At 72.9% G+C, this 26,972-nt stretch carries 13 protein-coding genes and 1 pseudogene; 2 read left to right on the top strand and 12 right to left on the bottom strand.

The genetic code is table 11. The features are described 5' to 3' along the window. Nucleotides 1-15: 15 nt before the first annotated feature. Nucleotides 16-1,077, bottom strand: a complete 1,062-nt coding sequence (locus FRADC12_RS20440) for a hypothetical protein (RefSeq protein ID WP_232303922.1) — start codon at nt 1,075-1,077, stop codon at nt 16-18. Between the two features lie 370 nt (nt 1,078-1,447). Here FRADC12_RS20440 and FRADC12_RS20435 point away from each other — a divergent pair, with 370 nt between their 5' ends. Continuing rightward, a complete protein-coding gene (locus tag FRADC12_RS20435; RefSeq protein WP_283215130.1) occupies nt 1,448-2,125 on the top strand; it encodes a response regulator transcription factor in 678 nt (225 codons plus the stop codon). Continuing rightward, on the top strand, nt 2,122-3,594 hold the full coding sequence (locus FRADC12_RS20430) for a sensor histidine kinase (protein ID WP_052711045.1): 1,473 nt from the start codon (nt 2,122-2,124) through the stop codon (nt 3,592-3,594). Before FRADC12_RS20435 ends, FRADC12_RS20430 begins: the two co-directional genes overlap by 4 nt. Before the next feature lie 202 nt (nt 3,595-3,796). Here FRADC12_RS20430 and FRADC12_RS20425 read toward each other — a convergent pair whose 3' ends face one another. The 11 genes and pseudogenes from FRADC12_RS20425 to FRADC12_RS20375 all read right to left on the bottom strand — a co-directional run. Continuing rightward, on the bottom strand, nt 3,797-5,068 hold the full coding sequence (locus FRADC12_RS20425) for an ABC transporter substrate-binding protein (RefSeq protein ID WP_045877840.1): 1,272 nt from the start codon (nt 5,066-5,068) through the stop codon (nt 3,797-3,799). A 353-nt stretch (nt 5,069-5,421) separates the two neighbouring features. Continuing rightward, nucleotides 5,422-7,341, bottom strand: coding sequence for an ABC transporter ATP-binding protein (locus tag FRADC12_RS20420; RefSeq protein ID WP_045877839.1), 1,920 nt, complete (start codon nt 7,339-7,341; stop codon nt 5,422-5,424). After that, nucleotides 7,338-8,546, bottom strand: a complete 1,209-nt coding sequence (locus FRADC12_RS20415; protein WP_045877838.1) for a glycosyltransferase — start codon at nt 8,544-8,546, stop codon at nt 7,338-7,340. Before FRADC12_RS20415 ends, FRADC12_RS20420 begins: the two co-directional genes overlap by 4 nt. Then, on the bottom strand, nt 8,543-9,358 hold the full coding sequence (locus tag FRADC12_RS20410; protein ID WP_052711044.1) for an alpha/beta fold hydrolase: 816 nt from the start codon (nt 9,356-9,358) through the stop codon (nt 8,543-8,545). Before FRADC12_RS20410 ends, FRADC12_RS20415 begins: the two co-directional genes overlap by 4 nt. A gap of 5 nt (nt 9,359-9,363) precedes the next feature. Beyond that, nucleotides 9,364-9,672 carry an acyl carrier protein gene (locus FRADC12_RS20405; protein ID WP_045877837.1) on the bottom strand — a complete coding sequence of 103 codons (309 nt, stop codon included), beginning with the start codon at nt 9,670-9,672 and terminating at the stop codon, nt 9,364-9,366. Beyond that, nucleotides 9,669-14,519 carry a type I polyketide synthase gene (locus FRADC12_RS20400; RefSeq protein ID WP_232303921.1) on the bottom strand — a complete coding sequence of 1,617 codons (4,851 nt, stop codon included), beginning with the start codon at nt 14,517-14,519 and terminating at the stop codon, nt 9,669-9,671. The genes FRADC12_RS20405 and FRADC12_RS20400 overlap by 4 nt, the downstream gene beginning before the upstream one ends. Before the next feature lie 2 nt (nt 14,520-14,521). Continuing rightward, the gene (locus tag FRADC12_RS20395) at nt 14,522-21,703 is read right to left on the bottom strand and encodes a type I polyketide synthase (protein WP_232303920.1); all 7,182 of its coding nucleotides are present in this window, start codon (nt 21,701-21,703) and stop codon (nt 14,522-14,524) included. Between the two features lie 304 nt (nt 21,704-22,007). Next, on the bottom strand, nt 22,008-23,672 hold the full coding sequence (locus FRADC12_RS20390; RefSeq protein ID WP_045877836.1) for a GMC oxidoreductase: 1,665 nt from the start codon (nt 23,670-23,672) through the stop codon (nt 22,008-22,010). 1,287 nt (nt 23,673-24,959) lie between these two features. Beyond that, on the bottom strand, nt 24,960-25,568 hold the full coding sequence (locus FRADC12_RS20385; RefSeq protein WP_045877835.1) for a TetR family transcriptional regulator: 609 nt from the start codon (nt 25,566-25,568) through the stop codon (nt 24,960-24,962). Nucleotides 25,569-25,729: 161 nt separating this feature from the next. Further along, nucleotides 25,730-26,410, bottom strand: a pseudogene (locus FRADC12_RS20380) (thiolase C-terminal domain-containing protein); the annotation flags it as partial. 273 nt (nt 26,411-26,683) lie between these two features. Next, nucleotides 26,684-26,972, bottom strand: a 289-nt coding sequence (locus FRADC12_RS20375; RefSeq protein ID WP_157489155.1) for an alpha/beta hydrolase fold domain-containing protein, incomplete at its 5' end; no start/stop codon positions are given.

Here is a 26,972-nt window from a genome sequence, read left to right as displayed (position 1 = left end):
GCGGCGGACCGACGACTACCTGCTGGGCCGCAGGGCAAGAAGCGCGGCACCTAGACCGGCGACGGCCAGCCCCACAGCCCCTGTGACCCAGATCTCGCCGCGAAGGAAAAGGCTTACCTGGTCAACAGCGGCCGTCGCGGCCCGGGCCAGAACGGGGTCGGAAATACCGCTCACCATCAGTGAGCGCCCAGTCAAGAGGATCACCCAGAAGACCGCCATTGTGGCGGTCACACTCACTCCGACGGCGATTAGCATGCGCCGCCGGCTGACGGCGGTCAGCACGGCGCCGGCCAGCGCGGTGACCGTCAGCAAGGGAAGCCAGAATGCCGCGCGAGCCAGCCATTTTGCCGCCGCCCGGGCTCGGCCGATCCCGCTGATCCTCGAAATAGGCATCCTGACGGACAGGGATCGCAGCTTGCTTTCGGCGACTCCGAGACCGGCCAGCTGGTGTGCTACAGCGACGATGACCGGGTTGAGCTCCAGCGTCAACACGCCGTCGTTGTCGACGGCGAGCAGACTTCCAGGCCGGCCTTCAAGCGCGGCCACGAGCTGCTGGTGCGCGGTCCGGTTCACCGCGATCCACGTGGCCTTGAAAGCGCCGCTCCGGACGAAGCTGAGCACGATCTGCCGCGTGGCCTTCTCCGTCGCCCCGCCAATCGGTTCGGCGACGAGCCCGCCGATGGAGGCCGGCAGGTGGCCGCGTGTCTGCTTCACGGCCTCCTCACCGACGGCCTTCGCCACCTCCGTCGCCACCGCGTCCTGTATCACGGGGTTGCTTGCCAGCGGCCCGACGCTTTTCAGATAGCGATTGGTATCCAGCACCTCGCCGCGCAGCCAGACCGCGCTGACCGACGCCACGCAGAGGAGGCAGCCGAGGATGCAGAGCACGATGGTGCCAATTCGCCGGCCGCGCCGGGACGGTGGGCGCGGCTCGCCATCCCGCACCGTGGCCGGCTGAATTTCGGGCCAGCCTGGCTCGACAGCAGAAGCCCACGTCCCGGTGCCCAGCCTGCCGGCGGCGGGTCCTTGCTCGCTCGGGCTGGAGCCTGGATACGCGTGAACACCGGAGTCAACCATCGCTTCCTTCCAGCGCTGGGCGCCAGGGCAATGGCAGCGCGCGGCTGCCAACGTCGGTCCTGAGCTCAGGAAACCGGGCGCCCGTGGGAGATCTCCGGCAGTCGCATGGGAATTGCCTGGGAGTTTCCGGCTCGTGCCGGCATCGACGTGTCGGGCGTCACCCAGCGGCCGGCGGCCGGCGACCGGCGGCCGGGAGACCGGGAGACCGGGAGACCGGGAGACCGGGAAAACTCCCACAGAACTCTCATGAACCTCTCATCGAGAGGTCAGACCGCCGTGGTGTAGTGAGCAGGTGACAGAGGCCTGTACAGATGATCCGGCTCCTGGCCGGGCAGTCCCCGGCGGCGAGCAGCACGCTCGGCTGCTGGTCGTGGACGACGAGCCGTTCATCCTTGACGCCGTCTCGGCGTCACTGCGCTTCTGCGGGTTCGACGTCACCGTGGCGTCCAGCGGCCGGGCCGCGCTGCTACAGGCCCGTGAGTCGGAGCCGGATCTTCTGCTGCTGGACGTGCGGCTGCCCGACCTCGACGGGTTCACCGTCGTGCAGCAGCTCCGCCAGGAGGGCTCCCTCCTCCCGGTCATCTTCCTGACCGCGAAAGACACCCGGGAGGACAAGGTCCGCGGGCTGCGGCTGGGCGGCGACGACTACATCACCAAGCCCTTCGGTCTGGAGGAGCTCGCCGCGCGCGTCACCGCCGTGCTGCGGCGGACCAGGCCAGACCGCCCGGGGCCGGTACTGCACTTCGCCGATCTCGAGCTGAACCAGGACACCTACGAGGTCCGCCGAGCCGGGCAGCGGATCGACCTGTCGCGAACAGAATTCCGGCTGCTTCGTTATCTGATGCTCAACCCCGGCCGGATCCTGACCCGGGACCAGCTGCTCGCGCACGTGTGGAGCTACGACTTCGACGGCTCCGGCGCGGTGGTCGCCACCTACGTCAGCTATCTGCGCCGCAAGGTCACCGCGCTCGGTCCAGACCTGATCCACACCGAGCGCGCGGTCGGGTACGGACTGCGGCTGCCGCCGTCCGCGGCCGGCTCACCGTGAGCGTCCCGTTCTCCCGCCGGCGCGCAAGTCTGCGCACCCGGCTGCTCGCGGTCCTCCTGCTGCTCGCCGCGCTGGTCATCGTCGCCGCCGATATCGCCACGGTGACCGCCATGCGCCATCTCCTGACCCGCCGGACCGACGAGATCATGACCGGCATCGACCAGGCCATCCAGAGCAACCCCGGCCGGGCGGCCACGCTCGCCGACGGCGACAGCCTGCAGCAAGGAGCCCTCGACTTCCTCCCAGCCGACTACTACATCGCCGTCGTCACCGCGGACCGCAGCACGGTCGTGACCATCGCCGACCCGCGGGTCCAACCAGCCCTTCCCACCGATCTGGCCGCCCTGGCCCGGTCCGGCCAGGTCCGCACCGCCACCAGCACCGACGGCACGAGCCGCTTCCTGCTGCACGCGAGCCCGATAGGCGACCGGATCGTCGTCGTCGCCACGAACCTGCGTCAGGTGACCGACACCCTGGAACAGCTACAGCGCATCCTCGCGCTGGTAACGGTCGCGGCCCTCGCCACCCTTGCCGCCGCCGGAGTGGTGGCTGTCCGGCGCAGCCTGCGGCCACTGGAGTCCATGGCCGCCCAGGCCGACCGGATCACCGCCGGTGACCTCACCCACCGAGTGGCTCCGTCCACTCCCGACACGGAGGTCGGCCGCCTCGGCCTGGCGCTCAACCGTATGCTCGGCCGCATCGAGACGGCGATCCGTGAGCAGGAAGCCGCCCAGGAACGGGCCAACCAGTTCTTCGCTGACGCCAGCCACGAGCTGCGCACACCGCTGACCTCGCTGCGCGCCAACGCCGAGCTCTACGGCCAAGGAGCGCTGGCCGAGCCAAGGCAGGTCGACGAGGCCATGCGGCGCATCAGGATCAGCGCCCAGCGGATGAGCGCGCTCGTGAACGACATGCTCCATCTGGCCCGCCTCGGCCAGACGCCCGACCAGCGCACCGAGCACGTCGACCTCACCGAGCTGCTGAGGGCGAGCGCAGCGGAGGCACAGGCCGCGGACCGGGAACGCAGGTGGAGCTCCCGGATCCAGCCCGGCCTCTGCGTGCAGGGGAACGCAGAGCTGCTCCGCCGGGCCGTGGACAACCTGCTCATGAATGTCCGCACGCACACTCCCCCGGCCACGGCCTGCACGCTGACCGCCCGCCGGCGCGGCGACGTCATTCTGATAGAGGTGGCGGACTCTGGACCGGGCGTCCCGGCAGCTGCACTGCCCCGGCTATTCGACCGCTTCTACCGAGCCGAAGGATCCGAAGGATCCGACACCCCTCCAGGATCCGGCCTCGGACTGGCCATCGTCGGCGATGTGGCCGCCGCCCACGGCGGCGCCGTCACCGCCCATCCCAGTCTTCCATCCGGCCTGCGAATCGAGCTCTCCCTGCCCAACGGCGCGCCGGCGCCGGCGAGATCGCTCCCGCCGGACGCCGATGCCGAGCAGGGGGGGATTGTGGCCTAGGCCGAGGACCTGTACGACCGTCAGTGCTCTCATGGCCTCAGTGCTCTCATAGCCGGCTGTGCTCTCATAGCCGGCTGTGCCACGGCTGGAGGCGCCGAGGCGGCCGGACAGCCGGGTCCGCAGCCGTGGGCGATGCGATCATGCCGCATCACTTGAGCAGCCCAGAGCGAACGGGGCTCCGGCCAGGGGATCCCGGCCGCCGTCAGCTCTGCTGAAGGGGCTCGCCGCACCAGTAGCCGTCCTGGTTGAGGGCGGCGGGCGGTGGCACCGGTACGAAGCTGTGGCCCTTCTGGTCGACCTTGACGAAGTTCTCGCAGAGGGTCGGCTGCTTGGGATGGGTGAGGTCGATCGGGGGGATCAGGCCGTTGGCCGTGAAGTCGGTGACCCTGCGGAGGTTCTGGATGAACGCCTCGCGGCTCGGGCAGCCTCCGGCCAGCTGCAGGCCTTCGATCATCTCGTCGGCGGCGACATAGCCCGCGAGCGAAAGCTCGTCGCTTGGGTCAAGAATTTCCGGCGCATAGGCGCTCATCGCGCTCTGGTAGGCCCTCAGCGCCGGCGAGCCCTGGGTCGCGATGCTCGACATGATCGACATTCCGGCCATGTCCTTGCCGCGCTGGGTGAGCAGGCTGGGGCTGAAGCCAGTGGCGCTCAGGGCGACATTAAGTTTGGCGCCGAGGGCTTTGGCCTGGGCGTAGATGTCGATGAAGGGGTTGGACTGGGCTGCGCCAATAAGGGCGTCAGCGCCGGATTTCTCCAGCTCGCCGGCGACGCTGGCGGGGCTGGTGAAGCCGTCGGTGTAGGTGACCTCGCCGACGACCTCGACTCCACGGCTCTGGAGGCTGGGGACGAACTGCGCGGCGAGGCTCTGGGAGGCCGCGACGTTCGGGTCGACCACGACCAGTGCCTTTGTCCCGCCTTCGGCCTTGACGAAGTCGCCGAAGACGGAGACCTTGCCGGTGTTGAACAGGTTCCCGGCGTCGAAGAGGTTGGGGAAATCACTCCACGCGGCGCTCGTCGCGGTTCCGGTGACCGGTACGTTTTCCTTCTCGAGCCACTCAGCTGACTTTTCGAGGACAATGGACGGGGTGATGAGGCCGAACACCCCCTGGTTGCTGACGAGGTCGTGCGCGACCAGCGAGAAGGCTCCCGGGTCGGACTGGTCGTCGCCCCATACCAGATCGACCGTACGGCCGTTGACGCCGCCGTGGGCATTCTGCAGGGCGATGCGGGCCTCGACACCGCTGCGGGACGCCTTGAAGGCTTTGGCGATTTCGGCGGGCCCGGTGTCGGGGTAGATCAGCCCGATCTTGACGGAATTGCCAGTGACTCCCGGTGCCAGCGTCGGGCAGTCCTCAGCTTTGCCGGCTGTCGACGTCGGCAACAGCCCGCATCCACTCATCGACGTACAGAGCCCGACAAGCACGGCCGTGATCGTGGCAGCCGTGGTCCTCGCGCGGAGGCGGCAAAGGATCATGTTGTGCCTTCCATCGTCATGAGATCGAACGGAGAAACTGCTGTTCGAGGAAGAGCCGCGTGGCGGATTCCGCTTGTCCTACGGCCGGAGTACCGGCTGTTCGCCGGCAGGTGGGGCCGTGGCCTGGCAGCACGCCTCGGTGACGATGGCGGCCGCCGCCGGGAATGTGGCCGCCCTGCAGCCCGCGGCTCGTTGAGCCTGCGTCCGGGCCGCGAGAACGGCCCGTGCCGGGCCGACGGCCCGGCGCGAGCCGACGGCCCGCGCTCGGCCGCGTCCGGCGTGGTGCTCGACCAGTGGCCGACAGGGCGGTAGGACGCCTGCCACGACGACCGCCCTGGCCGTGGGGCTCGAGGTCAACGGCCGGCTTCGGAGCGTTGGAGCCCCGTCTCGGGGCCGGCCGGAGCGAGGAACTGCGTAGTTGCCAGCTCCCGGTACAGCTCGTCGCCACGCAGGAGCTCGTCATGGGTGCCGACCGCGCGGACCCGCCCAGACTCCATGACGACGATCTGGCGGGCGTCAATGACGGTGGACAGCCGGTGGGCGATGACGATCACGGTGGTGGACCTCGAAGCGACCACGAGGGTGTCGCGCAGCGCCGCCTCGTTGGCCGCGTCCAGCGCCGAGGTCGCCTCGTCCATCAGGAGCAGCCGGGGCTGGCGCAACAGCGCCCGGCCAATCGCGATCCGCTGCCGCTGGCCGCCGGACAGCGTGCCGCCGCGGTGTCCGATCCAGCCGTCGAGGCCGCCGGGCAGCGCGTCGACGACGTCGCCGAGCCGCGCAAGCCCGACGATCTCCCACAGCTGGTCGTCGCCGACGCCGGCGAGGCCGAGGGTCAGGTTCTCCCGCAGCGTGCCGGCGAGGACCGCCGACTCCTGCTCCACGTAGCCGATCGAGCGGCGCAGCTCGGCCAACGGCCAGTCAGCGACGTCGCGGCCGTCGACGAGCACCCGCCCCGACCACGCCTCGTAGAAGCGCTCGAGCAGCGCGAACAGGCTGGTCTTGCCAGCCCCGGACGGTCCGACGACCGCGGTCACGCCACCCCGCGGGACCGTGAAGGTCACATTCCGGTGGACGGCGGGAAGGCCAGGCCGGTATCCGAACACCACCTGCTGGAAGGCCACGGTGGCGCCGCCCGGCCGGTCCAGCCGGTCCAGCCGGTCCAGCCGGTCCAGCCGGTCCAGCCGGTCCAGTCGGTACGTGCGCGGATCGCCGGCGCCCCGCGCCCCGGCCTTCGGCGCACTGTCGCCTCGGCGGCCGGCACATGGCCGGGGAACGTCGATGGGTTCGACGGCGAGGTCGAGCACCGCCTGGATGCGCTCAGCGGCGGCACTACCGGCTTTGAACTGGCCCCAGGCGCCGGCCAGGGTCGTGACCGGCTGGGTCAGGAAGAACATGTAGAGCAGGTACGCGATCAGATCCGCGAGTGGCAGCTGCCCCGAGGCGACCCGGGCGCCCCCCACCCCGAGCACGGCGAGAAACGACGTCTGCATCATGAGGCTGGCCGACGCACCGCTGGCCGCCTGCCATCCCGCGACCCGCAGGCCACGGCGCCAGGCGGTGTCCGCCGCGCCGGCCAGAAGACCGAGCTCGTGCTCCTCTGCGCCCGCGGCCTTCACCGTCCGGAAGGCCCCGAGGTCGCGATCGAGCAGCATCGCCATGTGGCCCACAGCTTCCTGCGCCCTGCCTGTGGCCCGCCCAATCCTCGCGGCGGACCAGCGCACCGCGACAGTCATCGTCGTGACGGCGGCCACCGTCACGGCGAGCAGCACATAGTCGATCAGACCCATGAGCACCAGCGACCCGACAAGCGCGAGCGACGCGATGATCGACGTGACCATCGCCTGGGTGGTCACCTGCCGCAGCAGGGTCGTGTCCGCGACCAGCCGGGACAGCAGGTCGCCGGGCTCGACCTCGTCGGCAACGGCCGGTCTCAGGGCCAGGATGCGGGCGACGAGGTGTCTGCGCACCGAGCGCACGACCGACTCGCCGACGGACTCGACGATGAAGTAGCCGCCGGCTGCCAGGGCGGTCCCCAGCACGACGGCGCCGGCCAGGACGAGCAGCAGTCTGTTGATCGGCTCGTCCCGGACGAGCCGATCAAGGATTCGCTGCGCGATGAGCGGCTGGGCCAGCGACAGCGCGGTGCCGGCGAGGATCAGCGCGCCGCCGGCCACGAGACGCAGCCGCAGGCCGGAGGTGTACCGCAGGATCAGGCCGGCGGAGCCGCCAGGCCGGCCGGAGGGGGCGGCTCCAGGGCCACCGGCCCCGCTCACTTCCCCTGCTCCTCGGCCAGCGTCACCAAGGCGGCGGCCGCGGCGGTGGCACCCCCGGCGGCCCGGAACGAGGAGCCGACCCGACGCGCGGCCTGGCTGTACCGGGGGTCGGCGATCACGTCGGTGACCGCGGCAGTCACCAGGCCGGGGGTGGCCCGGCCGAAGCTGAGCCGCACGCCCGCTCCGGCATCGACGACCTGCTGGGCGACCACCGGCTGGTCGTCCCGGATCGGTGCGACGACCAGCGGGAGATCGTGCGCGAGTGCCTCGCACACCGTGTTGTGGCCTGCGTGGCAGACAACGGCGGCGGCGTGCGGCAGCAGCCGGAGCATCGGCAGGTACGGCCTGGTGAGAACGTTCCCGGGCACCGGCCCGAGCGCCCCCAGCGGGTCGGCCACGAAGCCCTGGACGGACGCGCCGAGCCGCTGCAGTGCCTCGCAGCAGGTACGCAGGAAATCGGCGCCAGCCTCGTTGTTGACGGTGCCGAGGCTAACGACCACCAGCGGCCGCGACGGGTCGCGCCACGCCGGCGGGAACAGCTCGCCCAGGTCGGCTGCGAACGAGGCGCGCGCGGCGTCGGGCTGACGCAGCGCGGGTCCCGCCCACAAGGTGGGCGGCCCCGCCGGGTCCGCCGGGCCGGCGAGCGCCTCGGTGGTGAAGGCGAGGACCAGGTGCGGGGAACGGTCCAGCGTCGCCGGCGTCAGCGGGGGGACGGCGTCCGGGCACAGGCGCCCGATCAGGTCCGCGAGCAGCGTGTCGAGCCACCGCCGGACCTTGGGTGTCGCGGCGAACGGGTCGCGCAGCGATCCTGACGTCGTGGCGGACGTGACCCATGGCAGGCCGAGGCGTGCCGCCGCGACGGGGCCGGCCAGCGCCTGCATGTCGGCGACGACCAGGTCGGCGCCGGTCTGCTGGGCCGCGTCTCCGACCGCCTCGTGGGTGGCGTCGGCGAGCGGGATGAGGAACTCCTCCCAGAGGAACCGGACGGCGGCGTAGCCGCGCAGCCCCGCGCCGCGCTCGGGGAGGTCGGCCGGGCCGGACGAGCAGGGGTACACCTGCGCGTCCTCGCCGGCCAGCTTCCCGATCAGGGCGGGCTCGCCGGACCAGGCGACCCGGTGGCCGAGCTCCCCCAGCCGTTCGGCGACCGCGGCCAACGGCGCGATATGTCCAGTCAGTGGCGGCACCACGAACAGGAATGTGGTCATCGAAGGTCCCGCGATGCCGCCGTGGCAACGGGCTTTCGGAAGATCCAGTCGAGCAGCAGGTCGCGTACCTGGCGGTGGGCCTCGACGAGGACGGAATGGTCCTGGTCCTGGATCACGACGGTCCGGCAGTCGGGCAGCACGCCCTCGAGCAGATATGGGTCCTCGGCCTGGAAGCCGTCGCTGCCCACGACGCTCAGAACAGGCATCGTGATCCGGCTCAGGTCCACGAGATCCAGCAGCGGCCCGCTCGGGATCTCCTCCGCCATCGAGGTCTCCGCCAGCCGCCGGTAGGCCTGCCGCGACAGCCTGGCGTGGTGGTCGCCGAACAACACCGCGATCTGCTGGAACGTCTCCTCGCGGGACAGCTCCTGTTGGGTGTTCCTCAGCAGCTCCCCCACCCGCTGCGCCCATTGTTCGGTCGGCGGCTCCGACTCGATCACCACAAGGCTGGCCGCCTTCTCCGGATGCTCGGCGGCGAAAGCGAAGGCGACGGTGCCGCCGAAGCTGTTGCCGACCAGATGGACCGGTCGCGCGATGCCGAGCGCGGTCAGCAGGCCGCCGAGGTCCGCGACGAAGTCCGCCACCCGGTACCCGCTGGTAGGCCGTGAGCTGTTGCCGTGCCCGCGCAGGTCGTAGAACAGCATGTCGACGCCGGCCGCGGACAGCGGCGCGGCGAGCGTCAGGTAGAAGCTGGCGAGGCTGTCAGTGCCGAGGCCATGGATGCAGACGAGCATCGGAGCGGGGCCGTCCGACGCCTTGCCGCGCATGTACAGGTAGTGGATGTCGGTGTCGTTGACATGGATAGTCGGCATGATCGTCAGTCGGCACTGGCCGGCAGCGGCAGCCGGGACACGACGTAGTCGACCAGCTCGCCAACGCGCAACGCGATCACTTCGCCAAGCTCCTTCTCGGCCAGGAACTCGGCCATGCTCACCTGGTCGCCGTACCGGCCGGCCAGCATGACGCCGAGCGTCACCAGATCGATGCTCTCCAGCTCGAGGTCAGCGTGAAACAGCGTGTCCATGGTCACCTGGACGGGCGGGGAGCCGTACTTGCGCACGATCTCGTTGATCAGGCTGTTGGTTTCGGCCAGGACGGAGCTGGTCTGGCTGGCGGACGCGGTCATCCATGAACTCCCATCAGGGTCGTCGGTGTCTCGTCGGAAATCTCGGGCTCATTCGTGGTCCAGGCGACGATCCGCCGACCGCCGTCGCCGGCCCCCGCGCCGCCGGGCCGGCAGATAGCGGCCTCTGCGCAGATCACCGTGTGCTGGGCCGCCACGGCGAGCTCGCCGGCCGCGGGCACGGTCACGGACACCGTCAGGACCCGCGGGTCGGAAGCCAGCCGGGACGCGCCAGCGATCCGGGTCCGGGACGCGTCGGCCCCGGACGCCCGGGCCACCGCCTGTCTCGCCGCCGCGAGGCGGCGATGCCACCAGGGGCCGCCCGGATCGGCACTGACCGGTGGTTCCGGCCCCGCTGGGCCGGCATCGAGCCCGGCCGGCTCGACGACGAGGCTGACCTGCGCCGGCGGCCGGGGCAGGCCGGGCCCGGTGACCAGGCGCGCGCACGCCACAGCCACGTCCGGGGTGCTCGCGACCGAGAGGGCAACCGGCGGCAGCACGAATCCCCGAACGCCGGAGACGGCCACCTGGGGCGCGGCACCGGGGCTCACGTGACACTGCCCGAACGGGTCCGCCACCCGGATCTGCACCGGGAAGATCTCCGGGGACCGCGGTCCCCACAGCTGGGTACGCACCGCGTCCTTGATCGCGATCCGTCGCAGCAGCCATTCGCGGCGGGCCGCTGGCGGCGTCGTCTCGTACTCGGCCCGCTCGGCCGCGCCGACGTACCGGCTGAGCACCATCTCGCGGACAGCCAGGTCGGACCAGCGTTCGGTGGCCAGGACCCAGCCGTCGGCGACGACCCGGCTGAAGGGGTGCCGCTGCGGCCAGCGGAACGCCTCGTCGAGCTCCGCCGGCAGGTCGAACCGCCGGTCCACCCAGCCGTGCACGACCGCCCAGACCTGATGGCCGTCGACGAGCTGCAGGTGCGCCTCAGCCCACTCGCTGTCGAACTTCTCGACCCAGGCGTGGCAGGTGACCGCGGCCCCGGGCGGCGGTTCCGGGCCGAAGAACTCCGTCATCCCGATGCGGACCGGGAACATCACGAAGCGGTCGTTCTCCCGCGATCGCAGCCAGTAGCCGAGGAGCTGGCCCGCGGCGTCCAGCAGCGCTCCCGGCGCGCCGGACGTCCGCAGGACGCCCCGGACATGGGACGGCCCGTGCCCGAGAAACGCGGTCACGCCCTGGAAGGCGGGCCCGTGGAACATCCACCGTTCCCGGTAGAACTCCCGGCCGGTCAGGATCGGCGGCTGCTCGGTGTCGAGGTCGACGGGCCACCGCGGCGGCCGGCCGGCCGGATAGCTGTCGGCGACGCGGACGAGGGCGGTGGCGAAGCCGACGAAGGTGATCCGGAACCGGTCGCGCCCCTCGGGCCGCACCAGGACGGCCACGTCGGTCGCGGGCTCGGCCGGCAGCCAGCTCTCGAGGCGGACGTCGTAGACGCCGACCGGGATCCGGCCCGAGGCCTCCCGCGCGAGGTCCGCCATGAGCTGGACCGTGGTCGTCGCGGCCACCACCGGGCGCCGGTCCGCGAGGTCCGGCCAGTCAGGCGGCTGCGGCGTCAGCGCGTGGTCGAGCAGGTACGGCATCGTCGCCGTCGATACGCGCAGAGTCGCCGTCCAGCCTGGTCCCGTGGGATCCTCGCGCAGGCCGCCGACCGGGCCCCTGGCGGTGTCGGCCTCGCCCGCGCGGGTCAGCACGGCCGCGGCAGTGTCGGCAGTCTCCGTCAGCAGCGCCATCAGCTCTCCGGCCACCGGGTTCCGCTCGGCCCACGCCACGAGCGGATGTCCAGCCAGCGGGTGGCCGGGCGCAGCGGCCCGGCCCGCCGGCTGCCCGGCCAAGGGCCGCGGGACCGGGGTGGCGTCGTCACCCTGCGAAAGGCCAGGCCGGGCCCAACCGACGCCAGCGGGCGCGATCCGGGGCAGCCGGGCCGGGTCGATGGCCACCGTGCCCGCGCTCAGGTCCAGCCGGACCAGGCGGTTCGGGCGGCTCCCGGTGCCCGCGCCATCCGGCCCGGCCGGCTCCGCGGCCGAAGAGGCAGGCTGGGCGCGGGGCCCGTCGAGCACCGCGAAGTCGGGGTCGCCGTTCTCGGCCCACAGCGCTACCGCGAGCCGGCGCAGCTGGCCAAGTCCGTCCCGGTGGGCGGAGTTCGCCGCGATCGTCAGGTGCGGGGCGCCCTCGAGGACGCCGTCGACGAGGCCGCCGAGCCGGCCGGGCCCGACCTGGATGAACACCCGGACACCCGCCGCGTACATGGCCTCGACGGTCTGGCGGAACAGCACCGGCTCGACGAGGTGGCGGACGAACAGCTCGCGGATGGCCGCCAGACCGGACGGGTACCGCGAGGCCGTCGTCGCCGACCACAGCTCGACCCGCGCGGGCCGCCGCAGCCGGAGCCGGTCGGTCCGCGCCCGGAGAGCCGGCAGGTGTGGCCGCAGCATCGGGGTGTGGAACCCGGACCGGAACGGCATGATCTGGACGACCACGTTCTCGCGGCGCAGCCGCGCGGCCAGGTCCGCGATCGCGCCGGGCGGTCCGCAGACGACCGTGCTCTGCGGCGCGTTGTCGTGCGACAGGACGATGTCCGGCTGGTCGGCGAGGAACAGCCTGGCCTGGTCGCTCGAACAGGCCAGCGACGCGTAGTCGAGGTCGGGTACGTCGCCGCCGTAGGGGTCGGCGGCGAAGACGCTGGCGTCGACCTCGTCCTCGTCGAACATTCCCGCGGCGAACATCGCGCTCCACTCGCCGATGCTGTGCCCGGCCAGCGCGTCGGGCTCGATCCGCATCCGCCGCAGCGTCCGGTCGAGCACGCGGCTCACCAGCAGGACGCTGGTGCCGTGGCTGCCGAGGTCGGCCGCCGACAGCTTCGCGGGCAGGCAGAAACCGAAGTGCCGGCCGACGTCGTCGAGCTGGGGGGAGAACTCCGCTTCCAGCCCGGGGAACACGAAGGCGATCCGGCCCGGCACCGGCCCGGCGAGCAGCGGCTCGGCGCTGGCCCAGACCTCACCGCGGCCGCGCCACGCCCGCCACGCCCCCAGGCGGATTCCGCCGACAGCATGCCTCGCGGCCGCGAGTCGCCGTCCGGTCGGATTCACCAGGCCAAGCCGCGCGCCGACGGCGGCCGGGGCGGGCGAGCCGGCCGCGGCGGTCCGCAACGCCGCGTCGTCGACCTCGAGCAGCGCGCCCAGCTCGTCCGGGGTCGCCGCCGCGAGCCGCAGCACCAGCTCTGGCTCGGCCACCGTCAGCCGCGGCGCGTGGGCCTGGTCCACTGTCGGCTCAGCGGGCGCCGGCGCGCCGGGCACCGCTGCCGCGGCCGCCGCCACCGGCACGCCGGGAACCGGCGGCGTGGCGTGCGGCGAGCCGGTGGCCGCGGCCTCCTCGAGCAGGATGTGCGCGTTCGTGCCGCCGAACCCGAAGGCGTTGACGCCCGCGCGGCGAGGCCCGCTCGCCTCCCAGGGGACCGGGGCGGGCAGCGGGCGGAACCGGGTCGCGGCGATCGCCGGATGAGGCTCGTCGCAGTTCACCGCCGGTAGCAGGACCTTGTGGTGCAGCGCCAGAGCCGCCTTCACCAGTCCGGCGACGCCGGCGGCGGCCATCGTGTGCCCGATCATCGCCTTGACCGAGCCGAGCGCGGCGGCCCGGGTGTCCCCCGAGGATGGGCCGGCGCCGCTCCCGGCGCCGCTCCCGAAGACCTGGGCCAGCGTCGTCAGCTCGGCCTCGTCACCGGCCGGCGTGCCGGTGCCGTGCGCCTCGATCATGCCGACCGAGCCGGGTTCGCGGGGGTCGAGGCCGGCCGAGCGCCACGCCCGTTCGATGGCCACTGCCTGGCCGGCCGGATCCGGATGGACCAGACTGCCGCCGCGGCCGTCGCTGGACACTCCGGCCCCGCGGATCACCGCGTAGACCCGGTTGCCATCGCGGTAGGCGTCCGCCAGCCGCCGGAGAACGACGACTCCCGTGCCCTCGCCGATCAGGATGCCGTCGGCGCGCCGGTCGAACGGCCTGATGCGCTGTGTCCTCGACAGGGCGCGGAGCTGGGAGAACACGCTCCACAGGGTGATGTCGTGACAGTGGTGGACCCCGCCGGCGAGCACCGTGTCACAGCGGCCCGAGGCCAGCTCGGCCACGGCGCTGTCCACCGCGACCAGTGAGGACGCGCAGGCGGCGTCGACGGTGAACGCGGGCCCGCCGAAGCCGAGCCTGGCCGCGATCCGGGACGCCACCAGGTTCGGCACCACGCCCATCGCCGCGGCGGGCGCCTCCGGTCCGAGCTGCTCGGTGAAGGCGGCGCGGATCTGGTCGAGATCCTCCTGGCCGAGCGTCGGCAGCAGGGTTCCCAGCGTGTCGACGAGCTGGCGCGCCGTGCGCAGGCGCTGGTCGAGGCGGGCCATGCCGGCGCCGATGTACCCGCCGCGGCCGAGGACAACGCCGCCCTTGCCGGGATCGCCCAGGCGGTCGGCGCCGCCGGCGTCCTCGATCGCCGCCGACGCGACCTGCAGCGCGATGAGCTGGTCGGGCTCGATGCTGGCCAGGTCGCGCGGCGGGATGCCGAACCGGAGCGGGTCGGCGTAGGCCAGGTCGTCCACGAAGCCGCCGCGCCGGCAGTAGATCTGGTCGGCCCGGGCCGGCCCGGCCGCGCTGGCGGGGTCGTAGAACGCCGGGTCCCAGCGACCGGGCGGGACCTCGGTGATCGCGTCGACCCCCCCGATCAGGTTCCGCCAGTAGGTGTCCAGATCAGGGGCACCGGGCAGCAGCACGGCCATGCCGACGATGGCGACCGGCGGCTGGCGCCAGCCGGGCGCAGGCGCTGGCGCGGACGACCAGGCCGAACGCGTCGGACCGGTAGGCACCCCTACCACCGGGAGGCTGTGTAGACGACGCCGGAAATGTCGTGTGGTCCCCAGGCGAGCTCGCGCAGCAGGCTCCGGTGCCCGGCCTCGGGGTCGATCAGGCTCACGCCGCGCCGGGCGAGGTCCCGTTCGAGGTCCTCGCTGATCATCCCTGGATGGTCAGCGTCCGGTGCCCATGGGCCCCAGTGGACGGTCAGCACGCGGGACCCGGTACGGCGGCCCCAGGCCGAGCCGATCGTCTCGAGCGCGTCGTTCGCGGCCGCGTAGTCGCTTTGGCCGCGGTTGCCGAGTGCGGCGGCGGTGCTGCCGAAGAACGCGACCGTGCGTGGCGGGGCCGGCAGCTCCTGGAGCGCCGCCAGCAGCGCCCGCGCCCCGGCCACCTTCGTGTCGAAGACCCGCCGGAACGACTCTGGTTCCTTGTCGACGACGAGGCGGTCCTCGATGACACCAGCGGCATAGATGACCGCGTCGATCCGGCCGTGCCGGGCGAACACGTGCTTGACGAACTGGTGGACGGCGTCCGCGTCCAGCACGTCGAGCTGCTGGTAGCGCGCCTGGCCGCCCCGGGCCGCGACGCCGGCGAGGGTCGCCCTGATCTCGCGCTGAGCCAGCACCTGCCCCGCGGCGCGACTCGCTTCCCGCGGGGTCCGGTGCCCGAGCTCCCGGACGGCTTCGAGCACGGCGGGCCGGTCGAGCGCCGCCGCCAGCCGGGGCTCCTCCTCGCCGGCCGGGGCTGGGGTGCGGCCGGCCAGCTCCAGGTGACAGCGGGCAGCGCCCGCGAGCAGGGCCGTGAACCCAGCGGTGATGCCTCGGGCTCCGCCGACGAGGACGACGACGGAGCCGCGGTCCAGGCCGAGCGCGGCGGCCTCCGCCGTGCCGTCATCCGCGGGTCCCGCGCCGACCGTCGCGAGCGGGCCCAGGGCTGCCTCCACCAGCTGCTCGGTTTCCCGGGTCGCGCCGAGGCGGACGACGGCCTCGCCCCGCGCCGGAGGCTCGTTCAGCTCGACGGCGACCATGTCGGCAAGCGCCAGCCGCGCGCCCGCGGCGACCTCCACCAGCTTGACGGTCGTCGTCGGGCGCTCCCGGCGCAGTGTGCGGAACAGGCCGCGCAGGCCGGCGGCGCGCGGCGCGCCGGCCGGGGTGATGGCCAGCAGCCACCGGAGCTGCTCACCGACGACGGCGCGCACGGCCCCGAAGGCTGCGGGCAGCTCCGGCTCCCCAGCGTCGTCTTCCCAGCCGGCCAGGTAGAGCGCGCCGTCGACGGCCACCGGGCCGGCGTCGGCCAGGTCCTCCGTCGTCCTGGTCTGTACGTCGGCGCCGAGCTCGGTGAGCCGGCGCACGACGGCCTCGGCCGCGCGCACGTCGGGTGCCCGGCCGAAGACCACCCAGGCCGTGCCCGTCAGGTCGGCCGGGACGGGGGGCGCTGGGGCGGGCTGCCAGGACGAGACCAGCCGCATCGGGTCGCGGCCGCGCTGGCGGTCCGCGGCAGTGGCAGTGGCAGTGGCAGTGGCGCCCGCCGGCTCGGCGAGCGGGCCGGGCACGCCGCCCGGGCGCGCCGCGTCCGCGATGGCGCTGTGCTCGGTGAGCCAGCGCGCGATCCCGCGGACGGTCCGCAGCCGGCTGAGCTGGTCGGCTTCGCCGCGGGCAATGGCGAAGCGCTCGGCGAGGCGGCCAGCGAGCTCGGTGCGCTTGAGCGAGTTGACCGACAGATCGGTCTCCAGGTCGAGGTCCATTTCGATCATCTCGGTCGGGTAGCCCGTGTCCTCGGCGATGAGCCCGATCACGGCCGCCGTCACGTCCACGCCCGCCCCGGGCACGGTCGCGGCGGGCTCGGCCGCCCTGGAGGGGATCTTGCGCGCATGGCCGGGCGTGACGGGAACCGCCTCGAAGGTGTCGGCCGTCAGGGCGGGGATGCCAGCCGTCTCGGTGGGCGCGGCCGCCAAGGAGACCGCGCTCGCGAGTGCCGGTGCCCCCGGCACCGGCACCGGTGGACCGCCGAGGTAGGCAAGCAGTACGTCGCGCTGCGCGGCCAGGTTGTCCCGTGAGGTCCGCAGGAACTGGCCGACCAGCGCGTCCCGCGTCGCGGCGTCGCCGGAAACGGCCGTCAGCGCGGCTCCGGGAGGCGGCTGTCCCGCGAAGGCAGCGACGGCGGCCGGGGAGGCAGCGTGGTCCACTCTGCGTGCCGGCAGCAGGCCGCCGGGCAGCGGCTGCCCGTCGGCCAAGCAGATGCTGCGCCCGTCGACGCTCCACCTGGGCGGGGCGGGCGGGGCCGAGCCGGTCCGGTCCACGGCCTGCCGGCCGTTGACCAGCCAGTCGGTCTGCAGCCCGACGCCCGCGGCCGCGAGCTCGGCGACGGCGTCGAGGAACCCGGTCAGACCGCCCCGGCGCCCGTCGCAGGCGACCGCCAGGTGCGGCCGGCTGCCGAGGATCGAGCGGACCAGACCGGTGAGCACCCGGCTGGGGCCAGCCTCGACGAACACGCGGGCCCCGTCGCCGTACATCGCCTCGATCTGGTCGGCGAACCGCACGGGCGCCGCTATCTGCGCCGTGAGCTCGGCCCGGACGGCGTCGCCGGCGGCGCCGCCGGCCGTCGCCGGGTAGCGGCTGGCGCCGCGGTTCGCCCAGACCGGCAGCCTGGGATCCGCCAGGCGGGCCTCGGCGAGTGCGCGGGCGAACAGGTCGGCAGCGCCGGCGACCAGGGGGCTGTGGAAGGCACCGGCGACGGGCAGCCGCAGCGCGTTGTGCCCAGCGGCCCGCAGTAGCCCGATGGCCGCCTCGACCGCCGCCGTAGGACCGGAGATCACGACCTGGTCCGGGGCGTTGTGGTTCGCGACGACCACCTGCCCGGCGAGGGAGGCGGAAGCCAGCACCGAGGTCACGGCCGAGACGGGCGCCCGGACGGCCGCCATGGCGCCCTGGTCCGTCTGCTCGGCGCCGCCCTGGCCGGCCAGGGCCGCGGCGATCGCCTCGCCGCGGGCGGCGGACAGCGCAAGCAGGGTCTCGGCGTCGTACGCGCGGGCGGCGCACAGCGCGACCAGCTCCCCGTAGCTGTGGCCGGCGGTCATGTCGGGCGCCAGTCCCAGGCGGGACAGCAGGTGGTGCATCCCGAGGCCGGCGATCCCGAGCGCCGGCTGCGCGACCCGGGTATCCCGCAGGCGCCGTGCCGCCCTCTCGGCGCCGGCGCCCGTACCGCCGGGCGCCGGCGCGGGGAAGATGGCGTCCCGCCAGGCGTCCCCGAGCCGCAGATAGTCGCGCAGCTCGGGGAACGCGACAAACAGCTCGGCCAGCATGCCCGGGTGCTGGCTGCCCTGGCCGGGGAAGAGCAACGCCAGTTTGCCGCCTGCCCCCTGCCCAAGGCCGTCTGACCACGGCCGGTCGCGGGCCAGGAACAGCCCCGCGCCTGGGTCAGGCTCCCCCAGGGCCGCCCGTTCCAGGAGGCGCGCGAGGTCGTCGAGGCCACGCGCGACGACGGCGATCTGGACGTCGCCTCGCCGCGTCTGGGCCTGGCGCGCCGCGGTGGCGGCGAAGTCGCGCAGCGGCCATGGCCGGCCCGCCGCGTCGTTCGCTCTCAGCAGCTCGCGCATCTCGTTGACGGGATCGAGTGCGGCCGCGCGGTCGGCGCCTCGGAAGACCAGCAGCTCGGCGGGCCACTGATCGAGGGCATGCCGGGCGTCCACCGATCTGGGGTGCCCGGTCAGGACGGCGTGGTAGTTCACCCCACCGAAGCCGAAGGCGCTCACGCCGGCCACCCGTTCGGCCGCGGACCGGGACCACGGCCGCGCGGTCCCCGCAAGGACGAAGGGGCTGACGCCCTCCTCCCAGGCCGGATTGGGCTCGTCGACGTGCAGCGTCGGCGGCAGGACTCCGTGATGCAGCGCCAGCGAGGTCTTGACGAGGGCAGCCAGGCCGGACGCCGTCTTCGTGTGGCCGATCTGGGATTTGACGGACCCCAGCGCGCAGCTGCCCGGCGCCGCGCCCGCCGCGCTGAACACCTTGGTGAGGGTCTCGAGCTCGGTGCGGTCGCCGACGACGGTCCCGGTGCCATGCGCCTCGACAAGCCCGACGTCGGCGGCCGAGACACCGGCCGCGCGGTAGGCGCGCTCGAGCGCGCGCTGCTGGCCCTCCGGCCGGGGTGCCGTCAGCCCGAGGGAACGTCCGTCGCTCGCCGAGCCAAGAGCCTTGACCACCGCATAGACACGGTCGCCGTCTCGTTCGGCGTCGGCGAGCCGTTTCAGGACGACGCAGGCGACACCTTCGCCGAGGGTCGTGCCGTCCGCTCCCGCGGCGAAAGGCCGGGCTCGGCCCGTTGGCGAGAGGGCACCAACCGAGGAGAACATCAGGTAGTCGAAGACGCCGTTGTGCAGGTCGGCGCCGCCGCAGATCATGAGGTCGGCGCCGCCGGACCGCAGTTCCTTGCAGGCCGCGTCCAGGGCGGTGAGCGACGACGCGCACGCGGCGTCCACGACGTAGGCGGGACCGCCCAGGTCGAGCCGGTTGGAGACACGGCTGGCGATGATGTTGCTGAGGATTCCGGTGAAGGTCTCCGGCGTGACACGGGGAAGCACGCCGTCCAGCTCCGGCGGCACCTCGCCGTAGTACGACGGCAGCACGGCCCGCAACGTGAGGGCGGCCGACAGGTCGCTGTTCGTCTCGGTGCCGAAGACGACGCCGGTCCGCCCGTGGTCGACGTCGCCGGAGTCGAGCCGGGCATCCTCCAGGGCCCGGCGCGCCGTCTCGAGCGCGAGGGCCTGGACCGGCTCGATGCTCGCCAGCGCCGCCGGCGGAATGCCATAGCGAAGCGGGTCGAAGGAGATCCTGGGCAGGAATCCGCCCCACTTCGAAGGGGTCCGGTCACCGCTCGGACCGGCGCCGCCGTCGGCCTCGAAGTAGATCTCGGGGTCCCACCGGTCCGCGGGCACCAGCGAGATCGCGTCCTTGCCGGAAACCACGTTGGACCAGAAGGCCGCCAGGTCGGGCGCGCCGGGCAGCACACAGGCCATGCCGATGACGGCCACGTCCAGCGGCGCGGCCTCGGCTCTCACCGGCGCGCCCGCGGGGTCACGGGTCTGCCGGGAAGCGCCGGACTGTTCGCGCAGGAACCGGCGCGCACCTTCGGTCACGCTGTCGTGCAGCTCCCGCAGCGTCGTCGTCGCGGACCGCAGCACGGCGACCTGCCCGGCCATGAACAGGCCCTCGTCGCGCTGCCGCTCACGGTCGACGGGGAGCAACGCCTCACCGCGCCGCTCCACTCCTTTGCTGGCGACTCGCAGCCGGCCGATGTTGAGCTGTTCCAGGCGCTCCCAGACCTGCCGGTCGGGCACGCCCTGGGCGCGCAGGTCGTCGCGCGCCGCGTGGAACCGGTCGACGAACGGGCTCGTGACGCAGCGGGTGACATGGCCGGGGCCGGTCCGCAGCAGTGCCGTGCCGGTGGCGCCCAGCGCCTGCCGCTGGAACTCGTCCTGGATCGCGCCGAGTTTCACGGCCTCCTCGGTGAAGAGGTAGGCGGTCCCCATCAGCAGGCCGACGCCGGCGCCCCGTGCGGCCAGCGGGCTCGCCATCGCCGCCACCATCGCCGCCGAACGGGCGTCGTGCACGCCGCCGGCGAACAGCACCTCGACGCCCGCGCTCGGCTCGGTTCCCCGCGCCGAGCCTGACGGCGCGGCCGGCGGCGCGGAACTTACGGCGTCGAGGTGTTCGAGCAGCACCGCGATCTGCGCCTCCCACAACGGGAAGCTCGCGCGGGGGCCGACGTGGCCACCGCACTCGGAGCCCTCGAAAACGAAGCGCCGACAGCCCGCGTCCAGGTACTGCCGGAGCAGGGCCGGCGACGGGACGTGCAGCAGGGTCGGGATGCCGTCGGCGTCCAGCTCGGCCGCCTGCGAGGGCCGGCCGCCGGCGATGATGACCCGGGACGGCCGGACCTCACGCACCACGTCCAGCTGGGCGGCGCGCAGGTCCTCGGGAGCGAACCCGAGCAGGCCGACTCCCCACGGGCGTTCGCCGAGCAGGTCCCGGGTCTCGGCCAGCAGCCGGCGCGACTGCTCCCGGTCCGCCAGCGCGAGCGCGAGGAACGGCAGCGCCCCGTCCTCGGCGACACGGCGGGCGAAGGCGGGCCGGTCGCTCACCCGGGTCATCGGCCCCTGCGCGACAGGCCGGGCCGTCCCCCAGGCGGCGCACAGCGGCGAACGCGCCGAGAGCATGGTGTCCGCGGCCGTGACCGACTCCGGCTGGGCCGACGCGTCGAGAGCGCCGCGGATCGCGCGCAGCGCGCGGGCGACGGTGCCGTACCGGGAGGCGAACTCCCGGGCCAGGAAGGCGTCCTGGCCCACGGGCAGGAGCTGGCGGTCGTGACCGTCGTGGCCGGCTCTCGCGCGGACTGTGTCCGGCGGCCAGTCCTCGGCGTCGCCGTCGGCCCGCCTGCCGGCCGGCGGCTGGTAGACCCGATACCCGGCCGCCACCACCGTCTCGGTGCCGTCGAGCCGGCGCAGCGCGCCGGGGAGCGGCCCGAGAGCAGTCGCCTCACGCAGGAGCCCAAGCTGGGTGTCCAGGACCACCCCGGCCGCTCCGCCGACGACGGCGGCCACCGCCGTACGTACGCCTATCCCGCCCCAGCACCAGACGGGACGGACCTGTCCGTCAGCGCCTCGCCAGCCGGGCGCGCCCAGCACCTGCTGCAGCAGGACGAACGAGCTGAGCTCGCTCACCCGCCCGCCGCCCTCGTTCCCGCGTACGAGCACGCCGTCCGCTCCGGCCACGATGGCCGCCTCCGCCTCGGCCACGCTCGTCACCTCGGCGAGGACGCGGGCACCGTGCAACGTCGTGAGCAGCACCTCGAGCGCGCTCCCGGCCGAGGCGTCGGCGAACAGCGCGGCCGGAAGGACGACCGTGTCGATCCGTTCGCGGCACCGCGCGGTCACCTGGGGATCGACGACACCCGGATCGGTGATCCGCACGCCGAACGCGCAGGCGCTCAGCCGTGCTGTCAGCGGCAGCGCGTCGGCGGCCTCGGCGGGGTCGAGGCCGAGGTCCAGCACGCCCATCGCGCCGGCCGCGCACGCTGCCGCGACGAGCCTCGCGTCCGGCCGGCCGAACGGGCTCACGGCGATGATCCGGTCCCGCGGCGCGCTCTCGCTCGGCACCTGGGCCGCCTGGCCGGTGCCGACGAACGCGGTACTGTCTTCCACCCGTCACTCCCGTACGTGTTGTGGGCCGGTCAGCCCAGGGGTGGGCGACCATCCGTGGCAAGGCGACGGCCCCGGTCGCCGGGACGGTCACTCAATCGGCGCCGCGGGGGGGCAGAACGCGGCCGACGGCTTCGTTGCCGTGGCCGCGCCTGCCGGCCCCGTCGGGCGCCGTGCACGGCGTGGATCACGTCCCGACCGAGCGGGACGATGTCCACGCGATCGAAGCGCTCAGTGCCGGTACTGCGCCGGGCTCGGCGGCCGGCGATCCGCCCCTTCGTCGCCGCGAAGGCGGTCCTGCGTCGGTCTAGAAGACCGGCCCCAGGTCCTGGCGGACGATCGTGGCGATGCTGTGCTCCGCCAGGGCGGCGATCGTCATCGACGGGTTGCAGGCCCCGGTCGACCCCGGAATCCGCGAGCCGTCCAGCACGTACAGGCCGCGGTGGCCGAGAACGCGCCCGTACAGGTCGACCGCCGTGCCCATGGGTACTCCGCCCAACGGGTGCCAGGTCGACGGTGCGGGTGAGTCGGTGTCGGTCACCTGCCCGCCGCCGGCCTGCGCGATGGCCTTCATCTGGTTGGCGATGAGCTGCTGGAGGGCGGCGTCTCCCGACGACCGCCAGGTCAGCGTCGCGTCGTCCTTGTTCGCGTCGTAGGCCCAGGTGCCGGTGGGCTGCTCGATCCCGAAGCCCACCAGGAGCATCTCCCGGACGCCCGGCGTCTGGATCGGCGATCCGGAGTGGATGATGGTGTACGGGATCGCGCTGACGGCGGGACGGCCGCCGACGCAGGCCGGCCCGCCCTGCCGGGCCCCGGGGTCATCGTTCATCTGGGTCCAGGCGTAGATCTGGTCACCGTTGTTGCCCCACTGGGTGCCGACGCCACTGGGCAGGTTGGGCACGAGGCCCTTGGCCTTCGCCTTCACCAGCAGACGCGTCGTGCCGGCCGACCCGGCATTGAGGAATACCGCGTCCGCGACGATCGACTTCTTCTCCTGGACCACTCCAGCCGTATCGATACGGTCGACGGAAAGCACCCAGCGCTGCTTCGGGTCCAGCGCGATGTCACGGACGACGTGCAGCGTCTGGACCTGTACCTTTCCGGTGGCCTCCGCCGCCGCCAGGTAGGTGACGTCGATCGAGTGCTTGCCGCCGTTGTTGACGCCGAACCCGATATCGCTGGTGGTGTAGGTGGGGGCGTACTGGCCGTTCAGTTCGCCACGGACGAACGACCAGTCGATTGGCAGCGGTACGCGGAACGTCTGCAGTCCCGCCTTCGGCGCCGTGTTCAGGAACAACCGGGACGAGCGGTAGGGATCCGAGTTCAGGACGTCGTCCGGGATCGTGGAGATGCCGAGCATCGAGGCGACCCTCGGGTAGGCCCACTGGTTCAGCTCCGGGTAGAAGCCCGCCATCAGGGGCAGCGACAGCGCGAAATTGACGAGGCTGGGCTGCAGGGTCATGCCGTGGTACATGAGCGATCCGCCGCCGACCGCCGCTCCGACGTTGACGGTCATGCCGTTGCCCTGCAGCGTCTCGAGCAGACCCGTGTACGGCGCCCAGGGGACGGCCCCGGCCGGGGGCAGCCATAAGGCCCGGTAGTCGAGGCCCTGGGTGATCCGCGGGAAGGTCGTCGCGTTGGGCCCGGTGGGCCAGCGAAGGCCGCGTTCCAGGAGAAGAGTCGGCACACCGGCCTGGGCCAGCCGCAGCGCGGTGACACCGCCGCCGAACCCGGAGCCGACGACGACCGCCCGTGCCCGCACCTCGGTCACCGCCGCCGACCCGGCCGACGCCGTCGCCGCCTGCGCGGGCGAGGCACCCAGTCCCGAGGCGCCCAGGCCCGCCGCGACGACGCCGGCTGCCGCCGCGCCGAACAGGGCCCGCCTGGTGACCTGCGGGCTGGGTCCTAAACGAGGGCCGCTGGATTCTTCTCCGCCACTGGAAGTCTCACCGGAGGAAGCGCTGTCGGACATGGCTGCTCCAATCGTCGAGGTGTGCGCCGCCGGCTGGAAACGGGTAGGCGGCATATCAGGCAGCGGCGTTCTCCCGCTTTCGCGCTTGATTGGGCAGCCCGCAGCCCGCAGCCCACTGTTCAACCGGGCACCGCGCGGCCCGCGACGACGTCACGGAGCCGGCCTGGAGACATTCCGAGCGTGACGGCCGAACGGCTCGCTGTCAATACACGAATACAAGTCTTGTTCCCTGGGCCAGACCAGGGCAGAACTAAGCGCCGCACGTCGCGGAAGGGACGAGCGGCCACGTCTTTTCCTGGCCCGAGCAGGGCATGCCAATTCACGCCGGCGGCGCCGGAGACGCAGGCAGGCCGGCCGTATTTCTGTCGCGAGGGCCTTCAGGCAGAGGACCGTTCCGTACTTGGTTTCCGGTCTTCCTGGTGTTGCGGGAACGTCGCTACATATTCACGGTAACCGCGCCGTCATGGCGCGGCGCACAGGCGCGATCCGCGGGGGTCGCTGCTCGGGATTGCGCCGGCGCGGCGGCCGGACTGGACCTCGCTATATCGGGTCGTATTGGGTCGGGCCGCGCGCCAGGACAACAGCGACGTGCTGCGGGTCGACGGGCCCTGGGTGCCACGTTCTGGGTTACGCCCTCCTACGGAGGGTTCGCATCGTCCGCGGGCTCCACGTCCGGCGAGAAGAAGAATCCATCGGTGCGGCCTGGTGCCGCGGCGGCACGAAATCGTGGTGCCGTCCAGCGGTGACGGCTCGGTGCGGCGATCGGGCCCGGGCAAGCCCGGCGGCCGGAGAGGGTTCTGATGAACATCGAACAGTGCGGCGGCGCCGGGGGCGCGCGGCCGCGCGTGCGCAAGCGGGCCGGCGGCCGGCGTTCTACAGGAGATCGCGCCGCGGATCTGAGAACAGGCAGGCGCGGAGCCAGCGGATATCGCGGAGACCCCGCGGTGTTGCGCGGCTGGCGGCCCAGGCCAGCGGCGGCCCGGCTGGGCCCGGGCGGCGCCGCCGCGATTCCCGGCGCGGGCCCCCGGGGCCCGTCAGGACGCGACAGACGGCGGCCCCGCTCCGCGGGCGGGAGGCTGCGCGGTGTGCTACGGCGCGCCGCGGCGCGCCGTAGCACGGCCGAAACAAAAAATGGATGGCGGCCGCGCATTCTGCCGCGGGCCCCATCCAGATGATCGGGTGCATGTTGGCCGCGCCGCTTGGGACGCAGCATCTTTATCGGTCCGGAGGAGCGCAGCGAGGACAGGCGGAGAGACAACGGCAACGCCGGCCACCGTGAAGTCTGAATCATCGTGGCTCCAGTCCGCGGAGCACGGTCGCGGCAAAGTTGGCGAGTATCGTGGCGCGGTCGGACGTAGGCCCCTGCACAGCGGCCAGGATGGCGTACAGGCCGAGCAGGAAGAAGAACGCGCTGTGCCTCAGGTCAGCCTCGGGGTGGATCTCACCGCGGTCGCGCGCCCGTTCGAGCGCCTCGACCATGAGCACCACTATCGGATACGACGTCCACTCGCTGTCGCGGGGACGGGTCGGGGAGAAGTGGAAGGCGAGCACATCCCGGAAGAGGACCGCGCCGAGCCGCTGCTCGATACCCGTCACCAGGCGGACGACCTCGCCCAGGAGATCCGGCAGCTGGCGAGGCGAGGCAAGGAACTGGGCAAGCTCCGCAGCCAGTTGCTCCTGCTCGCCGCGCTCCAGCGCCGCGAGGACGTGTTCCTTCGTCGGGAAGTGGAAGTAGAACGTGCTTCGCGCCACGCCCGCGGCGGCGACAATCGCGCCGATATCCGCGTAGCCCATACCCAAACGCCTGAACTCCGCTATCGCGGCATCGAACACGCGCTGTCGCGTCTCGAGCCGCTGCGCCTCACGCCCGGGCGACTTCTCCGGCACCCGCACCATGGGTAGATATGTACCATTTTCGACTGACGACTGTCAATGACATCTGTCGACGAGCCGGCCCGCAGGCGCCGCCTGGCCGGGCCTCCGGAAGGTCCCGGGCCTGCCGGCCGGGCCGGAGCCCGGCCGGCGGGCGCACTCCGGCCGGCCGTGGGTGCGTGGGGTCAGGCGGCGGCACGCTCGAGGATGTGGACGCCGCAGGCGTTCCCGAGGCCGATCACGTGGGCTAGGCCCACCTTGGCGTTCGGCAGCTGGCGGCCGCCGGCCTCGCCGCGCAGGTGGGTCGCGATCTCCCAGACGTTGGCGATCCCGGTGGCCGCGATCGGGTGGCCCTTCGACTCCAGGCCGCCGGAGACGTTGACGGGCGTCCTGCCGTCGCGCCAGGTCGCCCCCGAGTTGAAGAAGTCGACCGCGCCGCCCTGCTCGCACAGCATCAGGTTGTCGTAGTGCACCAGCTCGGCGGTGGCGAAACAGTCGTGCAGCTCGACGAGGTCGAGCTCGCCCGGGCCGATACCGGCCTGCTCGTAGGCCTGGGCCGCCGCCTGCCGGGTCAGCGTGTTGATGTTCGGCAGGACCTGGCAGGCCTCCTCGTACGGGTCCGTCGTCAGGACCGACGCCGAGATCTTCACCGCGCGCCGCTGCTGCTCCAGCGAGAGCGTCCTCAGCTTCGCGCCGGACACGAGGACGGCCGCCGCCGCGCCATCGCAGTTCGCCGAGCACATCGGCCGCGTGTTCGGGTAGGCGATCATGACATCGTTCATGATCTGGTCGAGAGTGAACCGCTTCTGGTAGGACGCCAGCGGGTTCAGCGTCGAGTGCGTGTGGTTCTTCTCGGAGATCCGGCTCCGGGCTCTGGACGAGCGCGGACCCGGGGAGCTCGGCACGGTCAGCGGGACGGGTGGAGGCCGGCCCGACGAAGATGGCCTCGCCGAAAGCCACCCGGCGGTCGGCCCAACCGGGCCTTGGCAGGGAAACCTGGTTCTAAACCCGGCGTGTCACCCCGCCCGGCCTGAAGGCAACCGTTCGAGCACCGCACCCGATCATCACCTATAAGTTCATATCTCGAACCCAGGTGGCGATACAAGCGGCCCACCTGGGAGGTCCGCCGCCGTGGCGGCTCAGCGGTCGGCGCGGCAGGCAGCGACGAGGGCCGTGCGCGCGGCGGCGGCCTCGGGGATGGGCGCCAGCGGGTAGCAGTGCGGGAGGCCGGGCGCCTCGTGGTAGTCGACCGCCACGCCAGCCTCGGCGGCGCCGGCGGCGAGGCGCCGGCTGTCGGTCAGCAGGACGTCGTGGGTGCCGCACAGCACGGTCAGCGGGGCCAGACCGGCGAGCGAGCCGTTCAGCGGGCTGACGAGCGGGTCGGCCACGTCAAGCGCCCCGGCGTAGTGGCGGGCCCCCCCCGCGGGG

The organism is Pseudofrankia sp. DC12 (assembly GCF_000966285.1).
In the GTDB taxonomy this organism is placed as follows: Bacteria; Actinomycetota; Actinomycetes; order Frankiales; family Frankiaceae; genus Pseudofrankia.
Note: the sequence above shows the minus strand (reverse complement) of the source record. Positions and strands in the feature narration are given on the sequence as shown.

Bases quoted from the DNA above. Each gene is read 5' to 3' on its own strand.
- FRADC12_RS20440 (WP_232303922.1), bottom strand. From the start codon at position 1,077: ATGGTTGACTCCGGTGTTCACGCGTATCCAGGCTCCAGCCCGAGCGAG.
- FRADC12_RS20425 (WP_045877840.1), bottom strand. From the start codon at position 5,068: ATGATCCTTTGCCGCCTCCGCGCGAGGACCACGGCTGCCACGATCACG.
- FRADC12_RS20415 (WP_045877838.1), bottom strand. From the start codon at position 8,546: ATGACCACATTCCTGTTCGTGGTGCCGCCACTGACTGGACATATCGCG.
- FRADC12_RS20410 (WP_052711044.1), bottom strand. From the start codon at position 9,358: ATGCCGACTATCCATGTCAACGACACCGACATCCACTACCTGTACATG.
- FRADC12_RS20405 (WP_045877837.1), bottom strand. From the start codon at position 9,672: ATGACCGCGTCCGCCAGCCAGACCAGCTCCGTCCTGGCCGAAACCAAC.
- FRADC12_RS20390 (WP_045877836.1), bottom strand. From the start codon at position 23,672: ATGTCCGACAGCGCTTCCTCCGGTGAGACTTCCAGTGGCGGAGAAGAA.
- FRADC12_RS20385 (WP_045877835.1), bottom strand. From the start codon at position 25,568: ATGGTGCGGGTGCCGGAGAAGTCGCCCGGGCGTGAGGCGCAGCGGCTC.